Origin of the sequence: Variovorax sp. V15 (assembly GCF_041154425.1) — a bacterium.
In the GTDB taxonomy this organism is placed as follows: Bacteria; Pseudomonadota; Gammaproteobacteria; order Burkholderiales; family Burkholderiaceae_C; genus Variovorax; species Variovorax guangxiensis.
Genome location: NZ_AP028659.1, coordinates 2,481,696 through 2,503,259, shown reverse-complemented (window position 1 = coordinate 2,503,259; position 21,564 = coordinate 2,481,696). Strand labels below are relative to the sequence as shown.

The window sequence follows — 21,564 nt, the reverse complement described above, 5'->3', positions numbered from 1 at the left end:
CGCGAAGCAACCTCAGCGCCGGGCTACATCCTTCCTCGGCACGAAGCCGTAGGAGTTGTCGAAGCCGAATTGGCCGGCGGAGTACATCGCCGCCATCTTCTTCACGAGATGCTGCTGCACCGGTTTCGGCAGCGCGAAGTAGCTGGCGTTGGCGGTGGTCCTGCGGTCGCCGTCCAGGTTGCCGGTGATCGCGTGGATGGTCGCCTTGCGGCCCTGGTGGAAGGTGACGATCTTGATGCGCCCGACGAAATCGTCGTTGACGATGCGGTCGGCACCGTCTGGCTCGAAGAAGCGGTAGACGAGGATGGGATCGACCAATCCGTCGCCGTCGATGTCCGTGAGTTCGATGAGCTTCGAGCGGAAGTTGACGCCAGCCTCGTCCCTGCCTGGGAAGTCTCGGATCGACCACTCGGGCGTCAGGCTGCCGCCGTCGGCACCGACCTTGTAGAGCGCGGCCTGGATGGCCGAAGAGAGTTTTTCCTCGGGGAACGGCAGGTCCTGCTTCTCGCCGAGCAGCAGGACGTGGCTGCCCGCCTTGTCCGAATAGCAGTACCGCTTGAACACCGGAAGTTCGAACCCGGCCTTCTTCAGCGCCTCGGCGTTCAGGTACGGCGCTCCGGCGGCGCACTCGGTACCGTTCTTGCCGGGTGGCGTCTGCGCATGGCTGCCGGTGGCGAGCGATGCGAGCAAGGCGACCGCCAGGAGCGTTCTTCTCATTCGGCGCTCACGAGCGCACGCAGCCAGTCGGGCAATGTCAGCGCCTTCTGCTTCGGGAAGTCGACCCAGATCGTGGTCGCGCCTCCGGCGGCGCAAATCACGTCGGGTTCGGCCTCGCGGGCCATGGTGGCCCAGCTCTCGAAGGTGGTGCGGCCCGGATCGCTCACGTACATCTTGAGCAGCACGTTGCCCGGGTACTCGATCTGCCGGTAGAAGTTGCAGAAGGCGTTGACGATCACCATGCCCTCGCCGTTGGGCTGCGGCTCGAAGCCGATGGAGTGCATCCAGTCGATGCGCGCGGTTTCGAGGTAGCGGAAGTAGGTGCCGTTGTTGAGGTGGCCCATGGCGTCCATGTCGCCCCAGCGGATGGGAATGGACGTTTCGTACACCAGCTTCTTCTTTTCGGGAATTTCGATTCTCATCGGTGCGCCTTGATGGATGCGAGGATGCCCAGCACGAACAGCACCGCCGCGGCCCACTCGGTGGCCTGCGGCCAGCGGCCGTCCCAGACGAAGGAATACAGGAGCGCGAACAGCGTCTCGCTGACGATCAGCTGCCCGCAGAGACTGGCCGACAGCCGCTGGCTGGCCACGTTCCAGAGAATGGTCGCGAGCCACGACGAGCCGAAGCCGCTGGCCAGCGCGATCCACACGAAGAGCATGCCATCGGGCTGCGCCTGGAGCGTGGCCACGTCGCTGCCCGCGATGAGCCACAGCAGCAAGGCGCCGAGCCCGGTCGCCACGCCCAGCCAGTTGGCCCAGTCGGTCGCGTTGAGCCCGGTGTGGCGCTGCAGCCAGGCCGCGTTGAGCAGGCCGTACACCGTCCAGCTCGCCATGGCGGCCAACGCCAGCGCGATGCCCCAGCCGAAGCGGGCACCGGTCGCTTCACCCGCGCCGTGCTGCGCCGACCATGCGCCATAGATCATCAGCGCGATGCCCGCGCCCGTGAGCAGCAGCCCCGGCAGCAACGCGCTCATGCGCAGGCCTGCGGGGCGGCCCAGCAGCATCATCCAGACGGGGATCGTGCCGATGATGAGGCTGGGCACCTCCGTGCCCGCCGCCTGGATGCCGAAGGCCAGCAGCAGGTAGTAGCCGCTGAAGCCGAGCACGCTGAGGCCCAGCGCCGCGAGCGCCTGCCGCCCGTTGGGCCAGCGCACGGCGGCCGGCCGCGCGAACACCGCCAGCGCCGAGACGGCACCGAAGATGGCGAAGCGCGCGGCGGTGATGTCGACCATGCCGAAGTGGCCCACCATGCGCGGCGCCACGAAGGTCAGGCCCCAGAGTGCACCCGCGGCCAGCCCGGCCGCGATGCCGACCCACGCCCGCGGGCTCAGAGCGCGAACCCGTCGTCGGCCGCGATGACGGCGCCGTTCACGAAGTGGCTCTGGCCGCTGGCCAGCAGCACGATCAGGCCGTCGAGGTCTTCCGGCTTGCCCACGCGCTTGCGCGGCAGCATGTTGACCAGCTTGGTGCCGCCCTCGGTGCTCCAGTGTTCCTCGTTGAGCTCGGTCGTGATGTAGCCCGGGCACAGCGCGTTCACGTTGATGCCGAATCGGCCCCATTCGAGCGCCATGGCCTTGGTCATCTGCACCACCGCGGCCTTGCTCATGCAGTAGGTGCCGATCTGCGGCATGACCTTGAGCGCCGCGGCGGAGGCGATGTTGATGATGCGCCCGCCGATGTAGGTGCCCGGCGCCGTGCCCCTGGCGCGCGCCAGCATGCGCTTGCCGACCTCCTGCGCCACGAAGAAGCTGCCCTTCACGTTGGTGTCGAAGATGTAGTCGTAGTCGTCGGGCGTCACGTCCTGCAGGCGCTGCGTGGTGCTCACGCCCGAGTTGTTGACCAGGATGTCGATGGGGCCCACCTCGGTCTCGGCGCGCGCCACGGCGGCCTTGATGCTGCCAATGTCGGTCACGTCGAGTTCGACCACGTGGGCGTCGTGGCCCTCGCCCTCGATGCGCGCACGCAGCTCCTTGAGCTTCTCGACGCGGCGGCTCGCCAGCACCACCGCCGCGCCGGCACGCGCCAGCGTCTTCGCGAACTGGGCTCCGAGCCCGCTGGAGGCGCCGGTGACGAAGGCCACGCGGCCGGAGAGATCGATGCTGTAAGCCATGAACTGGATCCTGTGGAGTCGCGCAGGTGACGCGGGAGGTCCCGCCCGCGAGCGCTGGGGAGCATGCCGGACGCGACAGGGAGCATCCCTGGACGCCGCATAAAATGCCCCGCAATCCCGGGAAGCCCCCGCGTCTCGAAAAATCATTATCGATCCAACCCAGATGACCCACGACGAAATCCTCGCTCAGTTCGGCCCTCGCGAAGCCATGGAATACGACGTGGTCGTGGTCGGCGGCGGCCCGGCCGGCCTGTCGACCGCGATCCGGCTCAAGCAGCTGGCCGCGCAGCACGAGAAGGAGATTTCGGTCGTGGTGCTCGAGAAGGGCTCCGAGCCCGGCGCGCACATCCTCTCGGGCGCCATCATGGACCCGCGCGCGCTCAACGAGCTGCTGCCCGACTGGAAGGAACTCGGCGCCCCGCTGAACCAGCCGGTCACCGACGACGCGATGGTGTTCCTGGGCGAGAAGTCGGGCCTGCGCACCCCCAACCTCTTCCTGCCGGCCTGCTTCCAGAACCACGGCAACTACATCATCAGCCTGGGCGCCTTCACCAAGTGGCTGGCCCAGCAGGCAGAGAACCTGGGCGTGGAGATCTTCCCGGGCTTCCCAGCCGCCGAGGTGCTCTACAACGAAGACGGCTCGGTGCGCGGCGTGGCCACCGGCAACATGGGCGTCGGCAAGGACGGCGAGCCCACCGAGAACTTCCAGCTCGGCATGGAGCTGCTGGGCAAGTACACCGTGTTCGCCGAAGGCGCGCGCGGCCACCTGGGCCGCCAGCTCATCGCCAAATACAAGCTCGATGCCGGCAAGGACCCGCAGACCTACGGCATCGGCGTGAAGGAAGTCTGGGAAATCGACCCCAAGCGCCACCAACCCGGCTTCGTGCTGCACACCGCCGGCTGGCCGATGAAGAGCGACACCTACGGCGGCGCCTTCCTCTATCACATGGAGGACAACAAGGTCACGATGGGCTTCATCACGGGCCTGGACTACAGCAACCCCTACCTGAGCCCCTTCGAGGAAATGCAGCGCTGGAAGCTGCACCCCAACATCCGCTGGTACCTGGAAGGCGACGAGTCCAAGGGCATCAAGCCCGCCAAGCGAATCGGGTACGGCGCGCGCGCCATCACGGCCGGCGGCCTGATGTCGCTGCCCAAGACGGTGTTCCCGGGCGGCGCACTGGTCGGCTGCGAGGCCGGCTATCTCAACGTGAGCCGCATCAAGGGCAGCCACGCCGCCATCAAGACCGGCATGCTGTGCGCCGAGGCCGCCTTCGACGCGGTCATGGCCGGCCGCCAGCACGACGAACTCACGGCCTACCCCGCCGCCTTCGAGAAGAGCTGGCTGCACACCGAGCTGAACAAGGCCCGCAACTTCAAGGCCTGGTTCAAGAAGGGCCTGGGCATCGCCACCTTCATGAACGGCGTCGAGCAATGGCTGCTGAAGGGCCACATTCCATGGACGCTGCGCCGCGACAAGCCCGACCACCTGTACCTGAAGCCAGCTTCGGAGTGCAAGCCCATCGTCTACCCGAAGCCCGACGGCAAGCTCACCTTCGATCGCCTCTCCAGCGTGTTCATCAGCAACACCAACCATGAGGAGCAGCAGCCGGCCCACCTGACGCTCAAGGACGCGACGGTGCCCGTGAACATCAACCTCGCCAAGTTCGCTGGCCCCGAAAGCCGCTACTGCCCGGCCGGCGTGTACGAGTTCGTCGGCACCGACGACGGCAAGCAGCGCCTGCAGATCAACGCGCAAAACTGCGTGCACTGCAAGACCTGCGACATCAAGGACCCGACGCAGAACATCGTGTGGGTCACGCCCGAAGGTGGCGGCGGGCCGAACTACGTGGGGATGTAAGGCTCCCGGCCGTCTTGCCGCTCGAGGCCCTCTTCGGAGGGCCTTTTTCCTGGCCTGGAAGGCCTGCCGCTTCAGGCAAGGTATGAAGCGACTTCCTCGGGCGTGAGCATGCGCACGAGCGACACACGCGACTTCTGTTCCGAATGGAGCACGCGGTTGAATCCGTTCCAGGTGCGGCTGGGCTTGTCCTGCGTGTCCAGCGCCACCAGCACCAGCCGCCCCTGCCTGCGGGCGTTCTCGCGCAGCGAGCCTTCGCCCCATGACCACGCCATGGGATCGACCAGCTCGCCGTTCCTGAAGGCATCGGCCTGCAGCCACAGGTACTCGGCGCAGTCGTTGTCGCGGCTTGCGGTCGCGCCCGCCTCGCGTGCGGGCGGCTGGATGCCGAGCGCCTTGGCGCGCTTGCGCATCAGCTTCTGCAGCAGCGAGAACGCGTGGAAGTTGTTGTTGATGGCGTGGGCCTTCACCACCATGCCGGTGCCGGAGGCCGGGAGCACCACCACCAGTTCGTCCTCGTAGGCCAGTTCGGCGGCCCCCTGCAGGAAATGCAGACCGTCGATCGGCAGCGAATCGTTGACGGCCAACGCATCGATGCGCGCCACCAGTTCGCCGTCGGCCAGCAGGGCGCGGTGGTTGCGCACGTCGCGCATGAGCATGGTCATGAGTGGAAGCACCAGCAGGCCAGCCGCGGCCTGCCGTGCCTCGACCTCGAAACGCTCCGGTGCAGACAGCGCGCCAAGGGCCGCCTCCGCAGCCTGCCATTCGGCGACTTCTTCGGGGTCTGCCTCTTCGCCATCGTCCTGAGGCTGTGTCGCGCAGAACGGTTCGAGCGAGACGAGCAGGCCGGCCATGAGTTCGAGCGCCGCGCCGAAGAGCAGGCGCGGGTCGGCCCCGTCCTCCACGAGCGCGCCGCAGAACAGCGCCAGCAACGTGGCCCGGTGGGGATGCAGACGAGGCAGTTCGTCGGCCGCCAGCTGCAGCACATCGTTCTTCTCGGGGCTCTCGATCACCGAAAGATAGAAATCCCTGATCTCCTTGCGCGAGAAGAACGAGGACTGGCTGTCGAGATCGGCCTCGACGCGCACCGGCTGCCGCAGCGTCTCGAGGAAATCGGGCGGGAACTTGATCGTCATGGCGTCGTTGTTTCTGCACCGGGGTCGGGCTTTCGCACGTCAACGAGGCTGCGCGCCACGAACCCGGCGGCCGCGGCACCGACGATGGAGCCCACGAGCGAGAAGCCTGGCCCCGCCAGGCCGGCGAGCGCTCCCGTGCAACCGCCCAGGAACATGCAGGCCACCAGGGTTCGCCTGCGCCGGTACTGCGGCGAAGGCTTCTCGGCGAACATGCCGTTCGCAACGAGCCATGCCACGGCAAGAAGCCACAAGACGATGACCGTGAGCATGCAGTGTCTCCTGTCGATGAGGGGCGCTCGGTCGCGACGGTTTCCGCTGCACAAGCTGAGATCGAGCATGCCACAGGCCTCCCGCCCTCGCCGCTGCCCGCTTATCCTCAAAGCTCTCAGGAGACAAGACAGGAGACCGACCCATGCAGATCATCATCACCGGCGGCGCAGGCTTTCTGGGCGCGCGACTCGCGCGAACACTGCTCGCGCAAGGCAGCCTTTCACTGGCCGGCGCCGCAGCCCGTCCCATCGAGCGCATCACGCTGGTCGACCGCGCGGCCCCGCCGGCCGACCTGACGGCCGACGCGCGTATCAAGGCCGTCACCGGCGACCTGAACGACCAGCTCTCGGCGCAGGCCGATGCCACGCCCTGGCGCGAGGCCGACGCCATCTTCCACCTGGCCGCAGCAGTGAGCGGCGAATGCGAGGCCGACTTCGACCTCGGCATGCGCAGCAACTTCGCCGCCACGCATGCGCTGCTCGAGCGGGTTCGCGCCCTGAATACCAGGCCGGTGCTGGTGTTCGCCAGCTCGCTCGCGGTGTTCGGCGATTCGCCCGAGCAGCCGCTGCCGAAGGTGATCGAGGATCACACGCTGCCCACGCCGCAGACCAGCTACGGCATCCAGAAATTCATTGGTGAACAGCTGGTGGCCGATTTCACGCGCAAGGGCTTCGTGCGCGGGCGCAGCGTGCGGCTCATGACGGTGAGCGTGCGCCCGGGCAAGCCCAACGGGGCGGCCTCGGGCTTCTTCAGCGGAATGATCCGCGAGCCGCTGGCGGGGCTGCGCGCGGCCTGCCCGGTGCCCGACGAGACGCCTGTCGCCGTCGCGTCACCGGCTCGCACCATCGAGGGCATCATCCGCGCCGCCGAGGCGAGCGATGCGCAATGGGGACCACGCACCGCGCTGAACCTGCCTTCGCTGCCGACCACGGTGGGCGAGATGGCCGCGGCGCTGGAGCGCGTGGCCGGCAAGGCCGCCACCGCCTTGCTCGACCGCACGCCCGACCCGGCGATCATGCGCATCGTGAAGACCTGGCCGGGGCGCATCGAAACGGCGCGCGCGAAGGCGCTGGGCCTGGCGGCGGACGACAGCTTCGAGGCCGTCATCCGCGAATACGTCCGTGAAAATCCCGACGCGGTGAAGCTCCCCGGTGTTGCATAGTCCGTTGCGCCTGACGCGCACCTGACCCCAACCCCCGGAGACATCATGAAACTCGGCCACATCGCCGCCGCCTGCCTTTCGTTCGCCCTGGGCGCTTCCGCCTTCGCCCAGGCACCCACCGTTCTCAAGATCGGCTACGCGACCTCCAAGGAGTCGCACTACGGCGTTGGCTCCACGGTGTTCTGCGACGAGATCGAGAAGGGCACACAAGGCCGCTACAAGTGCCAGCACTTCGCCAACTCGGCGCTGGGCGGCGAGCGCGAGCAAATCGAGGCCATCCAGCTCGGCACGCAGGACCTGGTCAACACCTCGACCGGCCCGGTGGGCAACTTCGTGCCCGAGGTGAAGATTGTTGACATTCCCTTCCTCTTCCGCGACTACGACCACGCGCGCAAGGTGATGGACGGCCCCATCGGCCAGGACATCCTGACCAAGTTCCCGAGCAAGGGCATCATCGCGCTGGCCTGGACGGAGAACGGCTTCCGCCACATGACGAACAGCAAGCGCGACATCGTCAAGCCCACCGACGCGGCCGGCCTGAAGATGCGCACCATGGAAAACAAGGTGCACATGGACGGCTACCGCACCTTCGGCATCCTGCCCACGCCGATGGCCTTCCCCGAGCTCTTCGGCGCGCTGCAGCAGGGCACTGTCGACGGGCAGGAGAACCCGATTCCGGTGATCCTGGCCTCGAAGTTCTCGCAGGTGCAGAAGCACCTCTCGCTCACGGGCCACGTGTATTCGCCGGCGCTCCTGCTGCTGTCGCCGAAGGTGTGGAACAAGCTCTCGGACGCCGACAAGAAGGTGTTTACCGAGGCCGCGAAGAAGGCCGCCGTCGCCCAGCGCAAGAAGGTGAACGACGACGAGAACAACGGCATCGCGCAGCTCGAGAAGGACGGCATGAAGGTCACGCGCACCGTCGACGGCGCTGCCTTCCGCGAGGCGCTGAAGCCGGCGTACGTGAGCTACGCCAAGGAATTCGGCGCGGACAACATCAAGAAGATTACGGACGTCAAGTAAGCCGTCCCGAGCCGGTCTTCCGGCAACGCGCCCGGTCCGCCACAGTGCGCCGGGCGCTTCGTTTTTTCTTCTCTCCCGAAACAACAGAGAACAACTCAAAGTGCAAGCCTTCGAGCGCTACTTTCTCGCCGCCAACCGCTGGGCGCTGATTCTTCTGCTGGCCGCCATGTCGGTCATCATCTTCACCAACGTCGTGCTGCGCTACACCACCAGCCAGTCGCTCGAATGGGCGGAAGAGGTGTCGCGCCACATGATGATCTGGCTCACCTTCCTGGGCGCCGGGCCGGTGCTGCGCTACGGCGGGCACATCGCGGTCGAGAACCTGCAGGACGCGCTGCCGCGCAGCGCCGCGGTAGCGCTGCGCATCGTGGTGGCGGGGCTGCTCTTCGCCTTCTTCGGCTTCATGGTGTGGTACGGCTGGCTCTACATGCAGCGCACGATGTTCCAGCTCACCGCCGTCACGCAGATTCCGTTCGCCTACATCTACAGCGCGATGCTCTTCGGCGGCGTGCTGCTCGTCGTGCACTGGCTGCTGGTGGTGCGCGGCTACGTGCTGAACCGCGAGTTCGCGTCCGACGCGCACTTCGACGCCAACGCCAGCGCGTCGCTGTAAGGAGAACGACCATGGATGCAAGCCTCGTTCTCATCGTCTCCGCCTGCGTGTTCCTGGCCATCGGCGTGCCGGTGGCCTTCGCGCTGGGCCTTTCCACCGCCACCACGCTGATCCTGGCGGAAAACTATCCGCTGATGGTGCTGCTGAAAGAAACCTTCACCGGCATCGACAGCTTTCCGCTGATGGCGGTGCCCTTTTTCATCCTGGCTGCCGAGCTCATGAGCGGCGGCTCGCTCACCGAGGTGCTGCTGCGTTTCGCGGGCCAGTTCGTGGGCCACCGGCGCGGCGGGCTGGGCTACACCAACGTGGTGTCGCTGACCTTCTTCTCTGGCATCTCGGGCTCGGCGCTGGCCGACGCAGCGGGGCCGGGGTCGATGCTCATCAAGATGATGGACAAGGCCGGCTACGACCGCTCCTACGCGGCGGCGCTCACCGCCTCGACCGCGATCGTGGGGCCGATCATTCCGCCTTCGATCATCATGATCATCTACGCGCTGCAGGACGAGACGGTCTCGGTCGGCACGCTGTTCGCAGCGGGCATCCTGCCGGGCATCCTGATCGCGGTAGCGATGTGCCTGGTGAACTTCTACGTCTCGAAGAAACGCAACTACAAGGGGGACGGGCAGACACCGCCGCTGCGTGAGATCCTCATCACGACCTGGAAGGCGATTCCCGCGATCCTGCTGCCGGTGGTCATCCTCGGCGGCATGCGCGCGGGCTGGTTTACGCCCACCGAGGCCTCGGTCGTGGCGGTGTTTTACGCACTGGTGTGCGGCAAGTTCGTCTACCGCACGCTCGAATGGAAGGCGCTGCCGGACATTCTTTCGCGCTCGGCCCTGCTGTCGGCCTCGGTGCTGATCATCATCGGCCTGTCGGCCTCGTTCGCGTGGATCCTGACCATCGAGGGCATTCCGCAGCAGATGGCCGAGTGGCTCATCGGCATGAACCTCTCGCCGTGGATGTTCCTGATCATCGTCAACATCTTCCTGCTGCTCTTCGGCATCTTCATCGAGCCGCTGCCCGGCGTGATGGTGCTGGCGCCGATCCTCGCGCCGGTGGCGGTGAAGCTGGGCGTCGACCCGGTGCACTTCGCGATGATCGTGATCTTCAACCTCACGCTGGGCATGATCACGCCACCGGTCGGCGGACTGCTGTTCGTGACCTGCAACGTGTCGAAGGTGCCGATGACGGCGCTGGTGAAGGAACTGGTGCCGTTCCTGTGGGCGCACGGCGCGGTGCTGCTCATCCTGACCTTCGTGCCGGCGCTGAGCACCTGGCTGCCGCACACGCTAGGGTTCAAGTAGCGCCGCAAGCTGCGGCGCTCAGCCCGGCCGGTGCAGGTACTGGCTCGGCGGCACGCCCAGCGTGCGCCGGAACATCGCGGTGAAGGCGCTCGGGCTCTCGTAGCCGTGGGCCAGCGCCACTTCAAGAATCGACGCACCCGCCGCCAGCCGGGGCAGGCTCAACAGCAGCCTCGCCTGCCGGCACCACGCGCCGAAGTTCATGCCCGTCTCGCGCTGGAACAGGCGCGCGAGCGTGCGGGTGTTCATGTGCAGACGCGAGGCCCAGTCGTCCAGCGTTGCGGGCAGCGAGGGGTCGCGCACCAGTTCCTCGCACAGCGCGGCCAGCCGGGCGTGGCGCGGCATCGGCACGTACAGCGAGAGCGCAGGCGCGGCCTCGATCTCGTCGAGGATCAGCTCCATCACCCGCTCGTCGCGGCCGCCCGGCGCGTAGTCCAGCGGCAGCGACACGGCCGTGACGATCAGCTCCCGCAGCAGCGCGCCGACGTGGATCACACGGCATTCGCTGCCCAGGTCGGCACGCGTGCCGGGTTCGACGAACACGGTGCGCATGCGCACCTCGCCCGCCATGCGGATCTGGTGCTCCATGCCGCCGGGCACCCACACGCCGCGACCGGTCGGCACCACCCAGCTGCCGGCTGCGGCGCTCACCAGCATCACGCCCGAGATCGCGTGGATGAGCTGGCCGCGCCGGTGCGTGTGCGGCGGAATGAAGGCGTCGCCCGCCGGGTCGGTCGCCAGCACCGCGACGGCGCGCGGGGTCGACTCGCCGTGCTCCGGCCGGAGATCAATTTCTTTGTCCATTTCTCGACGATGCTTGCCAATTCGTAGCAGGAACATCTTCTCACGGCTTCCTACGATGCTTTTTTCCACTCCTCCCGCAAACGAAAGAAGCATCCGTCATGAACAAGCGCCGACTCGGGCTGCTCACCGGCACCCATGCCGTCAACGACCTCTACCAGGGCCTCGTGCCCGCCCTGCTGCCCTTCATGGTGCTGGAGCGCGGCTACAGCTACACGGCAGTCAGCGGGCTGATGCTGGCGGCCACGGGCTTGTCGAGCGTGGTGCAGCCCCTCTTCGGGCTGTACGCCGACCGGCACCCGCGCAGCTGGCTGGTGCCCACGGGCTTCCTTGTCGCCGCGCTGGGCGTGGTGCTGGCGGGGCTGGGCCAGAGCTACCTGCTGACCTGGATCGCGATGGCGCTGTGCGGGCTGGGCATCGCGGCCTACCACCCACCGGCCACGGTGGCGGCGCGCGCGGCCGGCGGCGGCTCGCAGAAGGCGATGAGCGTGTTCTCGGTGGGCGGCACCATCGGCGCCTCTTTCGCGCCGGTGCTGGCGGCAACGGCCGTGGGCGGCGGCAGCCTGTCGCACAGCTACCTGCTGGGCGTGCCGGCGCTGGCGATGGGCGTGGTGTGGTTCGCCGCGAACGCGCGGCGCGGGGCGGCCTCGGGCAACGCAGCAGCGGCCCGCAAGGCCGGCGACCACCTGATGAAGCCCCACAACGACTGGCGTGCCTTCGGGCTGCTGGTGGCGACCATCGTGGGCTGGTCTATTCCGTACGTCACGGTGATGTCGATGCTGTCGCTGCGCATCACGCGCGACCTGCAAGGTTCGGCCTTCCAGGGCGCGGCGGCGCTCACCATGTTCACGGCGGCGGGCGCCGTCGGCACGCTGATCGGCGGCTGGCTGGGCGACCGCATCGGGCGCATGGGCACGATCCGCGCCGGATATCTGCTTGCACTGCCCTCGCTCGCGGGCATCGTGCTCGCCCCGAGCGCAGGATGGGCGCTTGCCTGCACCGCGCTCTTCGGCCTGTGCATGTTCCTGCCCTTCGCCGCGCAGGTGACGCTCGCGCAGGACTATCTGCCGCGCAACCCGGCCACGGCCAGCGGCATCGCGCTGGGGCTGGCGCTTTCGGTGGGCGGGCTGGTATCGCCGCTCTTCGGCATGCTCTCGGACGCACGCGGCCTCGGCGTGACGCTGACGGCAGTGCTCTGCGTGCTGTGCGTGGCGACGGTCTTCGCGCTGCGGCTGCGCAACCGCGCCATACAGGCGATGCCGGCCGACGCCGAGGGGGCCGCCGCCTGACAGCGACCCGGCGCATGTTCGCTGCCAGAATCGGGCGCAGGGCCGAAGGGCCGGCGAAACGACAAGGAGGGACACCGCGCCATGAATCGATTGCTGAGCTGCCTACTGGGGAGCGCGCTGCTGGCTCCGGCGGCCTTCGCCGCCGGGCCGGCAACGACGGTCGCGCCGGCAGCCGCCGCCGCACCGGCCGATCCCGCAGCAGGCATCCGCGAAGTCGAAGCCGCAGTGCGCGCCTGGGCCGCCGCATGGTCCGCACGCGACGTGGCCCGCTACCTTGCCGCCTATGCGAGCGACTTCACACCCCCGCGCGGCCAGGATCGCAAGGCGTGGGAGACCGATCGCCGCACGCGCATCGAAGAGAAGGCCGCCATCAGCGTGGAGATCGACAGCCTCGTCATCAGCCTCAAGGGGCAGGCGGCCACCGCCAGCTTCCAGCAGACCTACAGCGCCGACAAGCTGCGCGAGAAGAGCCGCAAGACGCTGGAGCTGCAGCGCGTGGAGGGCCGCTGGCTCATCCGCAAGGAGAGCGCGGGCGGCTGATGCAGGCGCCCGGACGAGGCGGGACGCAATGGCCCTGTAAGCCAAACGGTTCACGAAGGTGTCACCACTTGCAACCATGCTGCAGCCTTCGTTTCCCCAAAGCTGTGGCTGCCATGTTTCCCACCAAGACCGACAAGGCGCGCAACGAACTCCAGGGCGGACAGCGCACGCTCACCCAGCGCGAACGCGCCCTGCTGCTGATGGCCGACGGCCGGCGCTCCCTGACCGACTTCAGTCCTCTCTTCCCCAACCGCGACGAAGCCGAGCGGACGATCCAGGCGCTGATCGACAAGGGCTACCTGCAGGGCACGAAGGCCGCGGCGGCGGAAGCCGAGCCCCCCGCACAGCCCGCGCCCTCGCCCATCCCCGCCGCCGAGCCGATCCAGGTCGCCACCTCGGCCGACACCTTCGACGGCAAGCGTTCGCTGGCGACCACGCGCATGTTCCTGTTCGACATCTGCGAGCGCATGTTCGTGCGCCGCGACCCGAAGTTCGCGCTGCAGATGCGCGACGCCCTGCGCGAGGCGCGCGACCGCAACGCCATGCTGACCATCGCCGCGCTGATGCTCACCGAGATCGAGAAGACCGCGGGCGCGGAGCGCGCCGAGTCGCTGCGCGAGCGCATCGACCGGCTGCTGCCGCCGGCCGAAGTGATTCACTGAGGACTTCGATCGGGGCGATGGCCGCCACGGCCTGTGACACCATCGCCGGGTGAATTCCCCGCCTCCCGCCTCCACCTCGTTGTCCGAGCGCCTTCGCAGCTGGGCCAGGCGCCTCAAGCGCGACGGCGTCACCCTCTGGTTCGCCTGCCGGCACGCCTCCACGCCCTGGTATGCGAAGGCGCTGGGTGTTTTCGTGGTGGCCTATGCGCTCAGCCCGATCGACCTGATCCCCGACTTCATTCCGGTGCTGGGCTACGTCGACGACGTGCTGCTGCTGCCGGGGCTGATCTGGCTCACGATCCGGCTGATTCCCGCGTCCGTGCTCGCCGAATGCCGCGAGCGGGCCGATGCCTGGATGCAAAGCTCGGGCTCGAGGCCGACCAGCCGCTGGGGCGCCGCGCTGGTCGTGGCCGTCTGGATCGCGGTCGCCGCAGGGGCGTGGTACCTGTGGGTGCGCTGAGCGCATCGAGAAGATGGTCGTTGCGGAGCGCGCCGAATCGCTGCGAATGAAAAGCCGGCCGACGCCAGCGGCTTCGGCATTGCTTCACCGTGTCCGACCGTACATCGGACATCTGGAACCGGTGGTCATGAATCTTGCGGATGCGAAGCGCTGCAAGGTGTACGCTGAACCGAGCAAGCAGCCGCCAGAGGCACCGCTTGCCTCAACGCTCATCAATGCATAAAGGGAGAACAAGCCCATGGCTCTCACAAGTTTCGGATTCATCGTGACGGGAGACCGATTTGTCCAGCATCAGGGAACAGACAAGTTCCGAATGAAGGTCGTAGGAGTCGCAACCGCCTCCGAAGGTATCCAGGTTGCGCAGGAGATGGTTCGGGAAGGTGTGCAGCTCATCGAACTCTGCGGTGGATTCAGCCCCGTGTGGGCCGGCAAGATCATCGAGGCCATCGACTACGCCGTGCCCGTTGGCGTGGTCGCGTACGGGCCGGAGTCAATCGACTCGATGCACCGTCTGTTCTCCTAGCGATACCCGATCAACTACACTCTCGAAAGTCAGGAGAGAGCCCCGCATGCCGGGGCCGCCGAAGGCGCAGGGGGCTGTTTCCCCCGAACGCTCAGGCAAAAGGACTGACGAGGCGCCGGTGAAAACCGGCGTTTCCTTGCTGGAGAGAGGCCGCCGCATCCAAAACAGGAGCAGCGGCCCACCGAAGGAGCAAACCCCGATCGTGGGGCGAATCTCTCAGGTAAAGCGGACAGCAGGGGTGGCCCATGGCTTGCGTCATGGATTTCGACTGCCCCTTTGGAGTGCCCCGTGGCCGCTTCTTCCGCCCCCGCTACCGAACTTCTCAAGACGCCGCTGTACGACCTCCACCTGGAGCTGGGCGCCCGCATGGTGCCCTTCGCCGGCTATTCGATGCCGGTCCAGTACCCGGCGGGCCTGATGGCCGAGCACAAGCACACGCGCGACGCGGCCGGCCTCTTCGACATCTCCCACATGGGCCAGCTGCGCCTGGTCGGCCCCGATGCCGCGGCCGCCTTCGAAACCCTGATGCCCGTCGACGTGATCGACCTGCCCGCCGGCAAGCAGCGCTACGGCCTGCTGCTGGACGACGAGGGCGGCATCCTCGACGACCTGATGTTCTTCAACGAAGGCAACGGCTCAATCTTCGTGATCGTCAACGGCGCCTGCAAGGTGGGCGACATCGCCCACATCCAGCAGAAGATCGGCTCGCGCTGCGAGGTGCGCCCCCTGCCCGAGAACGCGCTGCTCGCGCTGCAGGGCCCGCAGGCTGCGGCCACGCTGGCGCGGTTGTCGCCCGGCGTCGAGCGCTTCGTGTTCATGACGGGCGGAGCGGTGCAGATCGACGGCATTGCGGCCTTCGTCACCCGCAGCGGCTACACCGGCGAAGACGGCTTCGAGATCTCGGTGGCCGCCGCCGACGCCGAACGCCTTGCCCGCCTGCTGCTGGCCCAGCCCGAGGTCAAGCCTATCGGCCTGGGAGCGCGCAATTCGCTGCGGCTCGAGGCGGGACTTTGCCTCTACGGCAACGACATCGACACCACCACCACGCCCGTCGAGGCCTCGCTCAACTGGGCGATGCAGAAGGTGCGCCGCGCGGGCGGCGCGCGCGAAGGCGGTTTTCCGGGTGCCGCGAAGGTGCTCCCGCAGCTCGCCGCCTCCACCGCCGGCGCGGCCGGCCACACCGACCACGACACGCTGAAGCGCAAACGCGTGGGCCTCGTCGCGCTGGAGCGCATTCCGGTGCGCGACGGCACGGTGCTGCAGTCTTTCGAGGGCCAGGACATCGGCACTGTCACCAGCGGCCTGCTCGGCCCCACGGCCGACCGCTGCATCGCCATGGGCTACGTGGCCACCGCGTTCGCAGAGCCGGGCACGCGCGTGCAGGCCATCGTGCGCGGCAAGCCGGTGCCGATGGAGGTCTCGACCATGCCCTTCGTGCCCACACGCTACTACCGCGGCTGAACGCGGCTGAACGGCTAGGCTCTGCACCCCCGAACCATTTTTTCCACGAGGAGTTTTCCACCATGAGCATCAAGTACACCAAGGACCACGAATGGGTGTCGGCCGAAGGCGACGCGGCCACCGTCGGCATCACCGTGCACGCGCAGGACGCGCTGGGCGACGTGGTGTTCGTCGACCTGCCCGAAGTCGGCAAGACCTTCGCGCAGGGCGATGTCGCCGGCGTCGTCGAATCGGTGAAAGCCGCCGCCGACGTGTTCATGCCCGTGTCGGGCGAAATCACCGAAGTGAACGAAGAGCTGCGCGCCGACCCGTCGCTCGCCAACAGCGACCCGCTGGCCGCCGGCTGGTTCTTCAAGGTCAAGCTGAGCGACCCCTCGCAGCTCGACGCGCTGCTGGACGCGGCCTCGTACGACAAGTTCGCTGCCGAATCCTGATCCTCGAAATCGGACAGCCGAACGCAGAAGGAATACAAAAACTACGCAGAAGTCGCAGAAGAAACCGAATCATCTTTTGGTTTTCCTTCTGCGACCTCTGCGAAACCTTCGCGACTTCTGCGTTCTGACCCCGCTCCTCCGCCCCAAGCTCTTATCAACAGCACTGCCATGTCGAAGCCCGCTGCCCTTCCCACCCTGCAAGAACTCGAGAACGCCGAAGAATTCATTGCCCGCCACATCGGCATCGACGCGGCGGACGAGGCGCGCATGCTGCCGGCGATCGGGTCGGAAACGCGCGCCGAGCTCATCGAGGGCATCGTGCCCGCCGCCATCCGCCGCTCGAAGCCGATGCGCCTGCCCGCCCCGGTCACCGAAGCCGACGCGCTGGCCGAGCTGAAGGCGATGGCGTCGAAGAACAAGGTGTTCCGCAACTTCATCGGCCAGGGCTACTACGGCAACCACACGCCGGGCGTGATCCTGCGCAACATCCTCGAGAACCCCGCCTGGTACACCGCCTACACGCCCTACCAGGCCGAGATCTCGCAGGGCCGCATGGAAGCCCTGCTGAACTTCCAGACGATGGTGTGCGACCTCACGGGCATGGCCATCGCCAACGCCTCGATGCTCGACGAGGCCACGGCCGCCGCCGAGGCGATGACGCTGGCCAAGCGCAGCGTGAAGAGCAAGAGCAACGTGTTCCTCGTGTCGGGCGACTGCCATCCGCAGACCATCGAAGTCATCAAGACCCGCGCCGCGCCGCTGGGCATCGAGGTCAAGGTGAGCACCGTGTCGGAAACGCTGCCGCACCTGATGGTGAGCGGCGCCTTCTTCGGCGTGCTCGCGCAATACCCCGCCACCACCGGCCACGTGCACGACCTGCGCCCGCTCGCGGGCCACGCTCACCAGTGCGACGCCGCCTTCATCGTCGCGGCCGACCTGCTGGCGCTGACGCTGCTTGCGCCCCCCGGCGAATGGGGCGCCGACATCGTCTGCGGCACCACGCAGCGCTTCGGCATGCCACTTTGCAACGGCGGCCCGCACGCCGCCTACCTGGCCTGCCGCGACGAGTTCAAGCGCTCGCTGCCGGGCCGCCTCGTGGGCGTGAGTGTCGACACGCACGGCCAGCCCGCCTACCGCCTCGCGCTGCAGACGCGCGAGCAGCACATCCGCCGCGAGAAGGCCACTTCCAACATCTGCACCGCGCAGGTGCTGCCGGCCGTGGTGGCCAGCATGTACGCTGTGTACCACGGGCCCGACGGCCTCACGCGCATCGCGCAGCGCGTGGCCGCGCTCACCGCGGTGCTGGCCAAGGGCCTCGCGCAGATGGGCCGCGAGCCGGTGAACGCCACCGCATTCGACTCGCTGACCATCCGCACCGGCGAAGACACGCAGGCGATCATCGAACGCGCGCACGCGGCCGGCGTCAACCTGCGCCAGCGCCTGCAGCAGCACCTGGGCATCTCGCTGGACGAGACCAGCACGCGCGGCGATGTCGAAACGCTGTGGGGCCTGTTCGCGCCCGCCGGCAAGCAGGCGCCGCGCTTCGACGATCTCTCGGGCAGCACCACGCCGCTGATTCCCGAGGAGCTGCGCCGCAGCAGCGCCTTCCTCACGCACCCGGTGTTCAACACGCACAAGAGCGAGACGGCGATGCTGCGCTACATCCGCAGCCTGTCCGACAAGGACCTGGCGCTCGACCGCAGCATGATCCCGCTGGGCAGCTGCACCATGAAGCTCAACGCGACCAGCGAGATGATCCCCATCACCTGGCCCGAGTTCGCGAACATCCACCCCTTCGCGCCAGCCGACCAGCTGCAGGGCTACGCCCAGCTCGACGCCCAGTTGCGCGCCTGGCTGTGCGAGGCCACCGGCTACGCGGGCATCAGCCTGCAGCCCAACGCCGGCTCGCAGGGCGAGTACGCGGGCCTGCTGGCCATCAAGTCCTTCCACGAGGCCAAGGGCCAGGGGCATCGCAACATCTGCCTGATCCCGTCGTCGGCGCACGGCACCAACCCGGCCAGCGCGCAAATGGTCGGCCTGCAGGTGGTGGTGACGGCCTGCGACGCGCAGGGCAACGTCGACCTCGACGACCTCAAGCGCGCCTGCGAGAAGCACAGCGCCAACCTGGCCGCGGTGATGATCACCTACCCCAGCACCCACGGCGTGTTCGAAACCCGCGTGAAGGAGCTGTGCGAGCTGGTGCATGCGCACGGCGGCCGTGTGTACGTCGACGGTGCCAACATGAACGCGCTGGTCGGCGTGGCCGCGCCGGGCGAGTTCGGCGGCGACGTGAGCCACCTGAACCTGCACAAGACCTTCTGCATTCCGCACGGCGGCGGCGGCCCGGGCGTGGGCCCGGTCTGCGTGGTGGAAGACCTCGTGCCCTACCTGCCGGGCCATGCCACGGCCGGCGTGGCGTCGAACGGCGTGGGCGCGGTGTCGGCAGCGCCGCTGGGTAACGCGGCGGTGCTGCCGATCAGCTGGATGTACTGCCGCATGATGGGCGCCAAGGGCCTGCAGGCCGCGACGGAGACGGCCATCCTGAGCGCCAACTACATCAGCGCGCGCCTGAAGGACCACTACCCGACGCTGTACGCGAGCCCCAACGGCCACGTCGCGCACGAGTGCATCCTGGACCTGCGCCCGCTCAAGGACACCAGCGGCGTCACCGCAGAGGACGTAGCCAAGCGCCTGATCGACTACGGCTTCCACGCGCCCACGCTGAGCTTCCCCGTGCCCGGCACGCTGATGGTGGAACCCACCGAGAGCGAGCCGCTGGCCGAGCTCGACCGTTTCATCGACGCGATGATCGCCATCCGCGGCGAGATCCGCCGCATCGAGGAAGGCGTCTGGCCGAAGGAAGACAACCCGCTCAAGCACGCGCCGCACACGGCCGCGAGCCTGCTGGGCAGCGAGTGGAGCCACCCGTACTCGCGCGAGCTCGGCGCCTTCCCGCTGGCCGAACTCAAGAGCGCCAAATACTGGCCGCCGGTCGGCCGCGTCGACAACGTCTACGGCGACCGCAACCTGTTCTGCAGCTGCGTGCCGGTGAGCGAGTACAGCGAGGAAGCCGAAGAGGCCTGAGCGAAGTGACCGAAGGAAAGGAAGCCGCGTCCTTCTATGACGAAGGGTCGCGGCGGTAGGTCGCCCACTTCACGGTGAGGATGTCGGCCGCGATCTTCGCGGCATTGACGCCCGCATAGGCCTCCGACGGATCGAACATGAATGCCTCGCGGTAACGTTTGATCTGCGCGTAGTCCCGGTCGAAGGTCATCGGGCCCATGAGTTCGGCGGGGTCTGTGCCCGCGGGAAGCGCGAGGAATTTCTCCGAATCGGTGGCACTCTGGTAGAGGTCGACGCTCATCTGGTTCATACGGTTGTCCTCCGGAGCTTGGGTTTCGGCAACCAAGCCTCCGCGACAACCGCAGGGCATGCAATCGGTGTGCGCCTACACGGGGCGCCGGAAGAACGCCCGCTGCGTCAGGGCTGTTTCTTCCTGGCCACGTCGCCCGTGGCCACCTGCTCGCGGAAGGCGCGCATGGCGGCCTTCACCTTGCGCTCGTTCTCCAAGCCCATGCGCACCATGATCTTCTGGCCCGACGACATGGCCTCCAGCTGCGGATCGGCGTACTCGTAACGCACCCACGGGCGCTGCGAGGGAACGTCGCCCTTCACCTCGACCAGCCGTACCTGCACCGGGCCGGCGGGCTCGGGCGCCTGCAGCAGGTGGTCGATCACGGCGACGAGCCTGTCGTTGAAGTAGCGCCCCGGATAGCCCAGCTCTTCATAGGCCTTCTGGAAGAGCGGATAGAGCCGCGCATAGGCCTTGGCCGCCTTCGCCGGATCGACCGACTCGGCGAACAGCACGATGGGGTTGTAGCGCGCCGCGTTGTTGGCGGCGATGACCTGCTTGTCGCCCTGCCCCGAGGTGATGAAGCGCTGTTTGGTCTGCTGCACCGGCCACGCGCTCGCGGGTGCCTGCTCGCGCGCGAGGTTGTCCACCGTCGCCACGAAGCGGCGCACGATGCCGTCGAACTGCAGGAAGTCGGCCACGTTCTTGCTGCCGAACAGGTCGACGAGCGCCTTCATCACGCGTGTATCGGTGTCGGTGGCAGTGGTCAGGCCCGCATCGGGCACCGCAATCCCGTCCATCGGGTTTCGCGGTTCCTGGGATTGAGGTGCGGGCGCGGGTGCCGGCGCGGGCGGCGCCCCGTCGTTCGGGGCCGTGGCCACCGGCGTGGCCTCGGGGGCCTGCTGCTGTTGCTGGTACCAGCGCCAGCCGAGGAACGCGGCCGCGAGCAGCACGAGCACGCCGACGACGATGGTTCCTATGGGCGTTTCGCGGCGGGGCCTGAACTCGGGGGTGTCGCGGGTGTCGCTGTCGGACATAGGGGCGGTTCCTTGTGCTGAAGTGTCAGGAAGGCGAGCGGCTATGGTGCACCAGATCGGGTCATGGCCGGCCCGCCTCGTCGTAACGCCCTGTGACGCGGCGACCGCGCTGAAGTTCAGTCGTTCAAGCTGGGCCTGCCTGCGCGCTCAGCGACTGCAGCCACGCCAGCGTGGCCTGCAGCTCGGCCGGACGGATCTCGTGCGCGCCCGGAAAGTCCGTGCCCGACAGCGTCAGCGGCAGCGTGCGCGCCAGTTCGCGCGTGGCCTGCGCCGCGCTCGGCGGAATCACGTTGTCGGCGCTGCCATGGCTCACCCACAGCGCCTTGCCCTCGAAGGCCTCGGGCGGCGCGATGTGCGGCACCACCTGCGACAGCAGCCGGCTGTGCCACACCATGGCGGCGCGCACGCTCTCGGGCTTGGTCAGCAGCAGCGACAGCGCCATGATCCCGCCCTGGCTGAAGCCGCCGACGATCACTCGCTCGGCAGGCACGCCGAGCTGCTGCGCGGCCGAGGCGACCATCTCGCTGACGAGAAAGCGGCTCTCGCGCTCCTGCTCCTCGTCGATGCGGCGTTCGCCGCCGGGCAGCACCTGGAACTCGAACCACGCGTAGGAGTCGGGCGACAGCACATAGGGCGCGCGCAGGCTCAGCACGTGAAACTGCGGCGGCATCATCCGCGCGAGGCCGAACAGGTCCTGCTCGTTGCTGCCGACGCCGTGCATCAGCACCAGCAGCCAGGGCTCGCGCACACCGGGTTGCGCGCCGTGCGCGAGGAATTTCAGGGGCAGGTGAAGCTGGGTCATGGTCCTGGACTTTT

At 67.7% G+C, this 21,564-nt stretch carries 23 protein-coding genes and 2 riboswitches; of the genes, 13 read left to right on the top strand and 10 right to left on the bottom strand.

Translation table 11 applies throughout. From position 1 onward, the window contains the following. Positions 1–12: 12 nt before the first annotated feature. Genes ACAM57_RS11775 through ACAM57_RS11760 form a run of 4 tightly spaced genes read right to left on the bottom strand, consistent with a single transcriptional unit; the run spans position 13 to position 2,829 of the window. The gene (locus ACAM57_RS11775; protein WP_369661765.1) at positions 13–717 is read right to left on the bottom strand and encodes a M949_RS01915 family surface polysaccharide biosynthesis protein; all 705 of its coding nucleotides are present in this window, start codon (positions 715–717) and stop codon (positions 13–15) included. After that, on the bottom strand, positions 714–1,139 hold the full coding sequence (locus tag ACAM57_RS11770) for a thioesterase family protein (protein WP_126021922.1): 426 nt from the start codon (positions 1,137–1,139) through the stop codon (positions 714–716). Before ACAM57_RS11770 ends, ACAM57_RS11775 begins: the two co-directional genes overlap by 4 nt. Beyond that, positions 1,136–2,026 carry a DMT family transporter gene (locus tag ACAM57_RS11765; RefSeq protein WP_369662426.1) on the bottom strand — a complete coding sequence of 297 codons (891 nt, stop codon included), beginning with the start codon at positions 2,024–2,026 and terminating at the stop codon, positions 1,136–1,138. Before ACAM57_RS11765 ends, ACAM57_RS11770 begins: the two co-directional genes overlap by 4 nt. 20 nt (positions 2,027–2,046) lie before the next feature. After that, positions 2,047–2,829, bottom strand: coding sequence for an SDR family oxidoreductase (locus ACAM57_RS11760; protein ID WP_126021921.1), 783 nt, complete (start codon positions 2,827–2,829; stop codon positions 2,047–2,049). A 163-nt stretch (positions 2,830–2,992) separates the two neighbouring features. Between ACAM57_RS11760 and ACAM57_RS11755 the strand changes: the two genes are divergently transcribed. Then, complete coding sequence (locus ACAM57_RS11755; RefSeq protein ID WP_184636911.1) at positions 2,993–4,690, top strand: electron transfer flavoprotein-ubiquinone oxidoreductase; 1,698 nt, start codon at positions 2,993–2,995, stop codon at positions 4,688–4,690. A 71-nt stretch (positions 4,691–4,761) separates the two neighbouring features. Here ACAM57_RS11755 and ACAM57_RS11750 read toward each other — a convergent pair whose 3' ends face one another. Next, positions 4,762–5,823, bottom strand: a complete 1,062-nt coding sequence (locus ACAM57_RS11750; RefSeq protein WP_369661764.1) for a hypothetical protein — start codon at positions 5,821–5,823, stop codon at positions 4,762–4,764. After that, positions 5,820–6,092 carry a hypothetical protein gene (locus tag ACAM57_RS11745; RefSeq protein ID WP_369661763.1) on the bottom strand — a complete coding sequence of 91 codons (273 nt, stop codon included), beginning with the start codon at positions 6,090–6,092 and terminating at the stop codon, positions 5,820–5,822. Before ACAM57_RS11745 ends, ACAM57_RS11750 begins: the two co-directional genes overlap by 4 nt. A 143-nt stretch (positions 6,093–6,235) precedes the next feature. Here ACAM57_RS11745 and denD point away from each other — a divergent pair, with 143 nt between their 5' ends. The 4 genes from denD (at position 6,236) to ACAM57_RS11725 (ending at position 10,192) form a co-directional block, all read left to right on the top strand. Beyond that, complete coding sequence (gene denD, locus ACAM57_RS11740; protein ID WP_369661762.1) at positions 6,236–7,255, top strand: D-erythronate dehydrogenase; 1,020 nt, start codon at positions 6,236–6,238, stop codon at positions 7,253–7,255. Between the two features lie 45 nt (positions 7,256–7,300). Beyond that, positions 7,301–8,275 (top strand): TRAP transporter substrate-binding protein, encoded by a 975-nt coding sequence (locus ACAM57_RS11735; RefSeq protein WP_184636904.1) that lies wholly within the window; start codon positions 7,301–7,303, stop codon positions 8,273–8,275. A gap of 100 nt (positions 8,276–8,375) precedes the next feature. After that, a complete protein-coding gene (locus ACAM57_RS11730; RefSeq protein ID WP_176666913.1) occupies positions 8,376–8,888 on the top strand; it encodes a TRAP transporter small permease in 513 nt (170 codons plus the stop codon). An 11-nt stretch (positions 8,889–8,899) separates the two neighbouring features. Further along, positions 8,900–10,192, top strand: a complete 1,293-nt coding sequence (locus tag ACAM57_RS11725) for a TRAP transporter large permease (RefSeq protein ID WP_184636902.1) — start codon at positions 8,900–8,902, stop codon at positions 10,190–10,192. 18 nt (positions 10,193–10,210) lie between these two features. On the opposite strand, the gene ACAM57_RS11720 is transcribed toward ACAM57_RS11725, so the two are convergent. Beyond that, a complete protein-coding gene (locus ACAM57_RS11720) occupies positions 10,211–10,993 on the bottom strand; it encodes a helix-turn-helix transcriptional regulator (protein ID WP_369661761.1) in 783 nt (260 codons plus the stop codon). Positions 10,994–11,091: 98 nt separating this feature from the next. Between ACAM57_RS11720 and ACAM57_RS11715 the strand changes: the two genes are divergently transcribed. The 8 genes from ACAM57_RS11715 (at position 11,092) to gcvP (ending at position 19,443) form a co-directional block, all read left to right on the top strand. Further along, positions 11,092–12,279 carry an MFS transporter gene (locus tag ACAM57_RS11715; protein ID WP_369661760.1) on the top strand — a complete coding sequence of 396 codons (1,188 nt, stop codon included), beginning with the start codon at positions 11,092–11,094 and terminating at the stop codon, positions 12,277–12,279. Positions 12,280–12,360: 81 nt separating this feature from the next. Beyond that, complete coding sequence (locus ACAM57_RS11710; protein ID WP_369661759.1) at positions 12,361–12,819, top strand: hypothetical protein; 459 nt, start codon at positions 12,361–12,363, stop codon at positions 12,817–12,819. Positions 12,820–12,932: 113 nt separating this feature from the next. After that, positions 12,933–13,481 (top strand): hypothetical protein, encoded by a 549-nt coding sequence (locus tag ACAM57_RS11705; protein ID WP_369661758.1) that lies wholly within the window; start codon positions 12,933–12,935, stop codon positions 13,479–13,481. 49 nt (positions 13,482–13,530) lie between these two features. Beyond that, positions 13,531–13,941: a YkvA family protein gene (locus ACAM57_RS11700; protein ID WP_369661757.1), complete on the top strand. Its 411-nt coding sequence runs from the start codon at positions 13,531–13,533 to the stop codon at positions 13,939–13,941. Between the two features lie 238 nt (positions 13,942–14,179). Further along, complete coding sequence (locus tag ACAM57_RS11695; protein ID WP_369661756.1) at positions 14,180–14,464, top strand: DUF6506 family protein; 285 nt, start codon at positions 14,180–14,182, stop codon at positions 14,462–14,464. 20 nt (positions 14,465–14,484) lie between these two features. After that, positions 14,485–14,581, top strand: a riboswitch (glycine riboswitch). 12 nt (positions 14,582–14,593) lie between these two features. Beyond that, positions 14,594–14,707: riboswitch (glycine riboswitch) on the top strand. A 45-nt stretch (positions 14,708–14,752) separates the two neighbouring features. Then, the gene (gcvT, locus tag ACAM57_RS11690) at positions 14,753–15,925 is read left to right on the top strand and encodes a glycine cleavage system aminomethyltransferase GcvT (RefSeq protein ID WP_369661755.1); all 1,173 of its coding nucleotides are present in this window, start codon (positions 14,753–14,755) and stop codon (positions 15,923–15,925) included. A gap of 62 nt (positions 15,926–15,987) precedes the next feature. Continuing rightward, positions 15,988–16,359 (top strand): glycine cleavage system protein GcvH, encoded by a 372-nt coding sequence (gcvH, locus tag ACAM57_RS11685; protein WP_369661754.1) that lies wholly within the window; start codon positions 15,988–15,990, stop codon positions 16,357–16,359. A 168-nt stretch (positions 16,360–16,527) separates the two neighbouring features. Beyond that, the gene (gene gcvP / locus ACAM57_RS11680; RefSeq protein ID WP_369661753.1) at positions 16,528–19,443 is read left to right on the top strand and encodes an aminomethyl-transferring glycine dehydrogenase; all 2,916 of its coding nucleotides are present in this window, start codon (positions 16,528–16,530) and stop codon (positions 19,441–19,443) included. 34 nt (positions 19,444–19,477) lie between these two features. Here gcvP and ACAM57_RS11675 read toward each other — a convergent pair whose 3' ends face one another. The 3 genes from ACAM57_RS11675 to ACAM57_RS11665 all read right to left on the bottom strand — a co-directional run bounded on the left by ACAM57_RS11675 (position 19,478) and on the right by ACAM57_RS11665 (position 21,550). Beyond that, the gene (locus tag ACAM57_RS11675) at positions 19,478–19,732 is read right to left on the bottom strand and encodes a hypothetical protein (RefSeq protein WP_126021907.1); all 255 of its coding nucleotides are present in this window, start codon (positions 19,730–19,732) and stop codon (positions 19,478–19,480) included. Between the two features lie 107 nt (positions 19,733–19,839). Then, positions 19,840–20,748: a DUF3014 domain-containing protein gene (locus tag ACAM57_RS11670; RefSeq protein ID WP_369661752.1), complete on the bottom strand. Its 909-nt coding sequence runs from the start codon at positions 20,746–20,748 to the stop codon at positions 19,840–19,842. A gap of 124 nt (positions 20,749–20,872) precedes the next feature. After that, complete coding sequence (locus ACAM57_RS11665) at positions 20,873–21,550, bottom strand: alpha/beta hydrolase (protein WP_369661751.1); 678 nt, start codon at positions 21,548–21,550, stop codon at positions 20,873–20,875. Positions 21,551–21,564 lie beyond the last annotated feature (14 nt).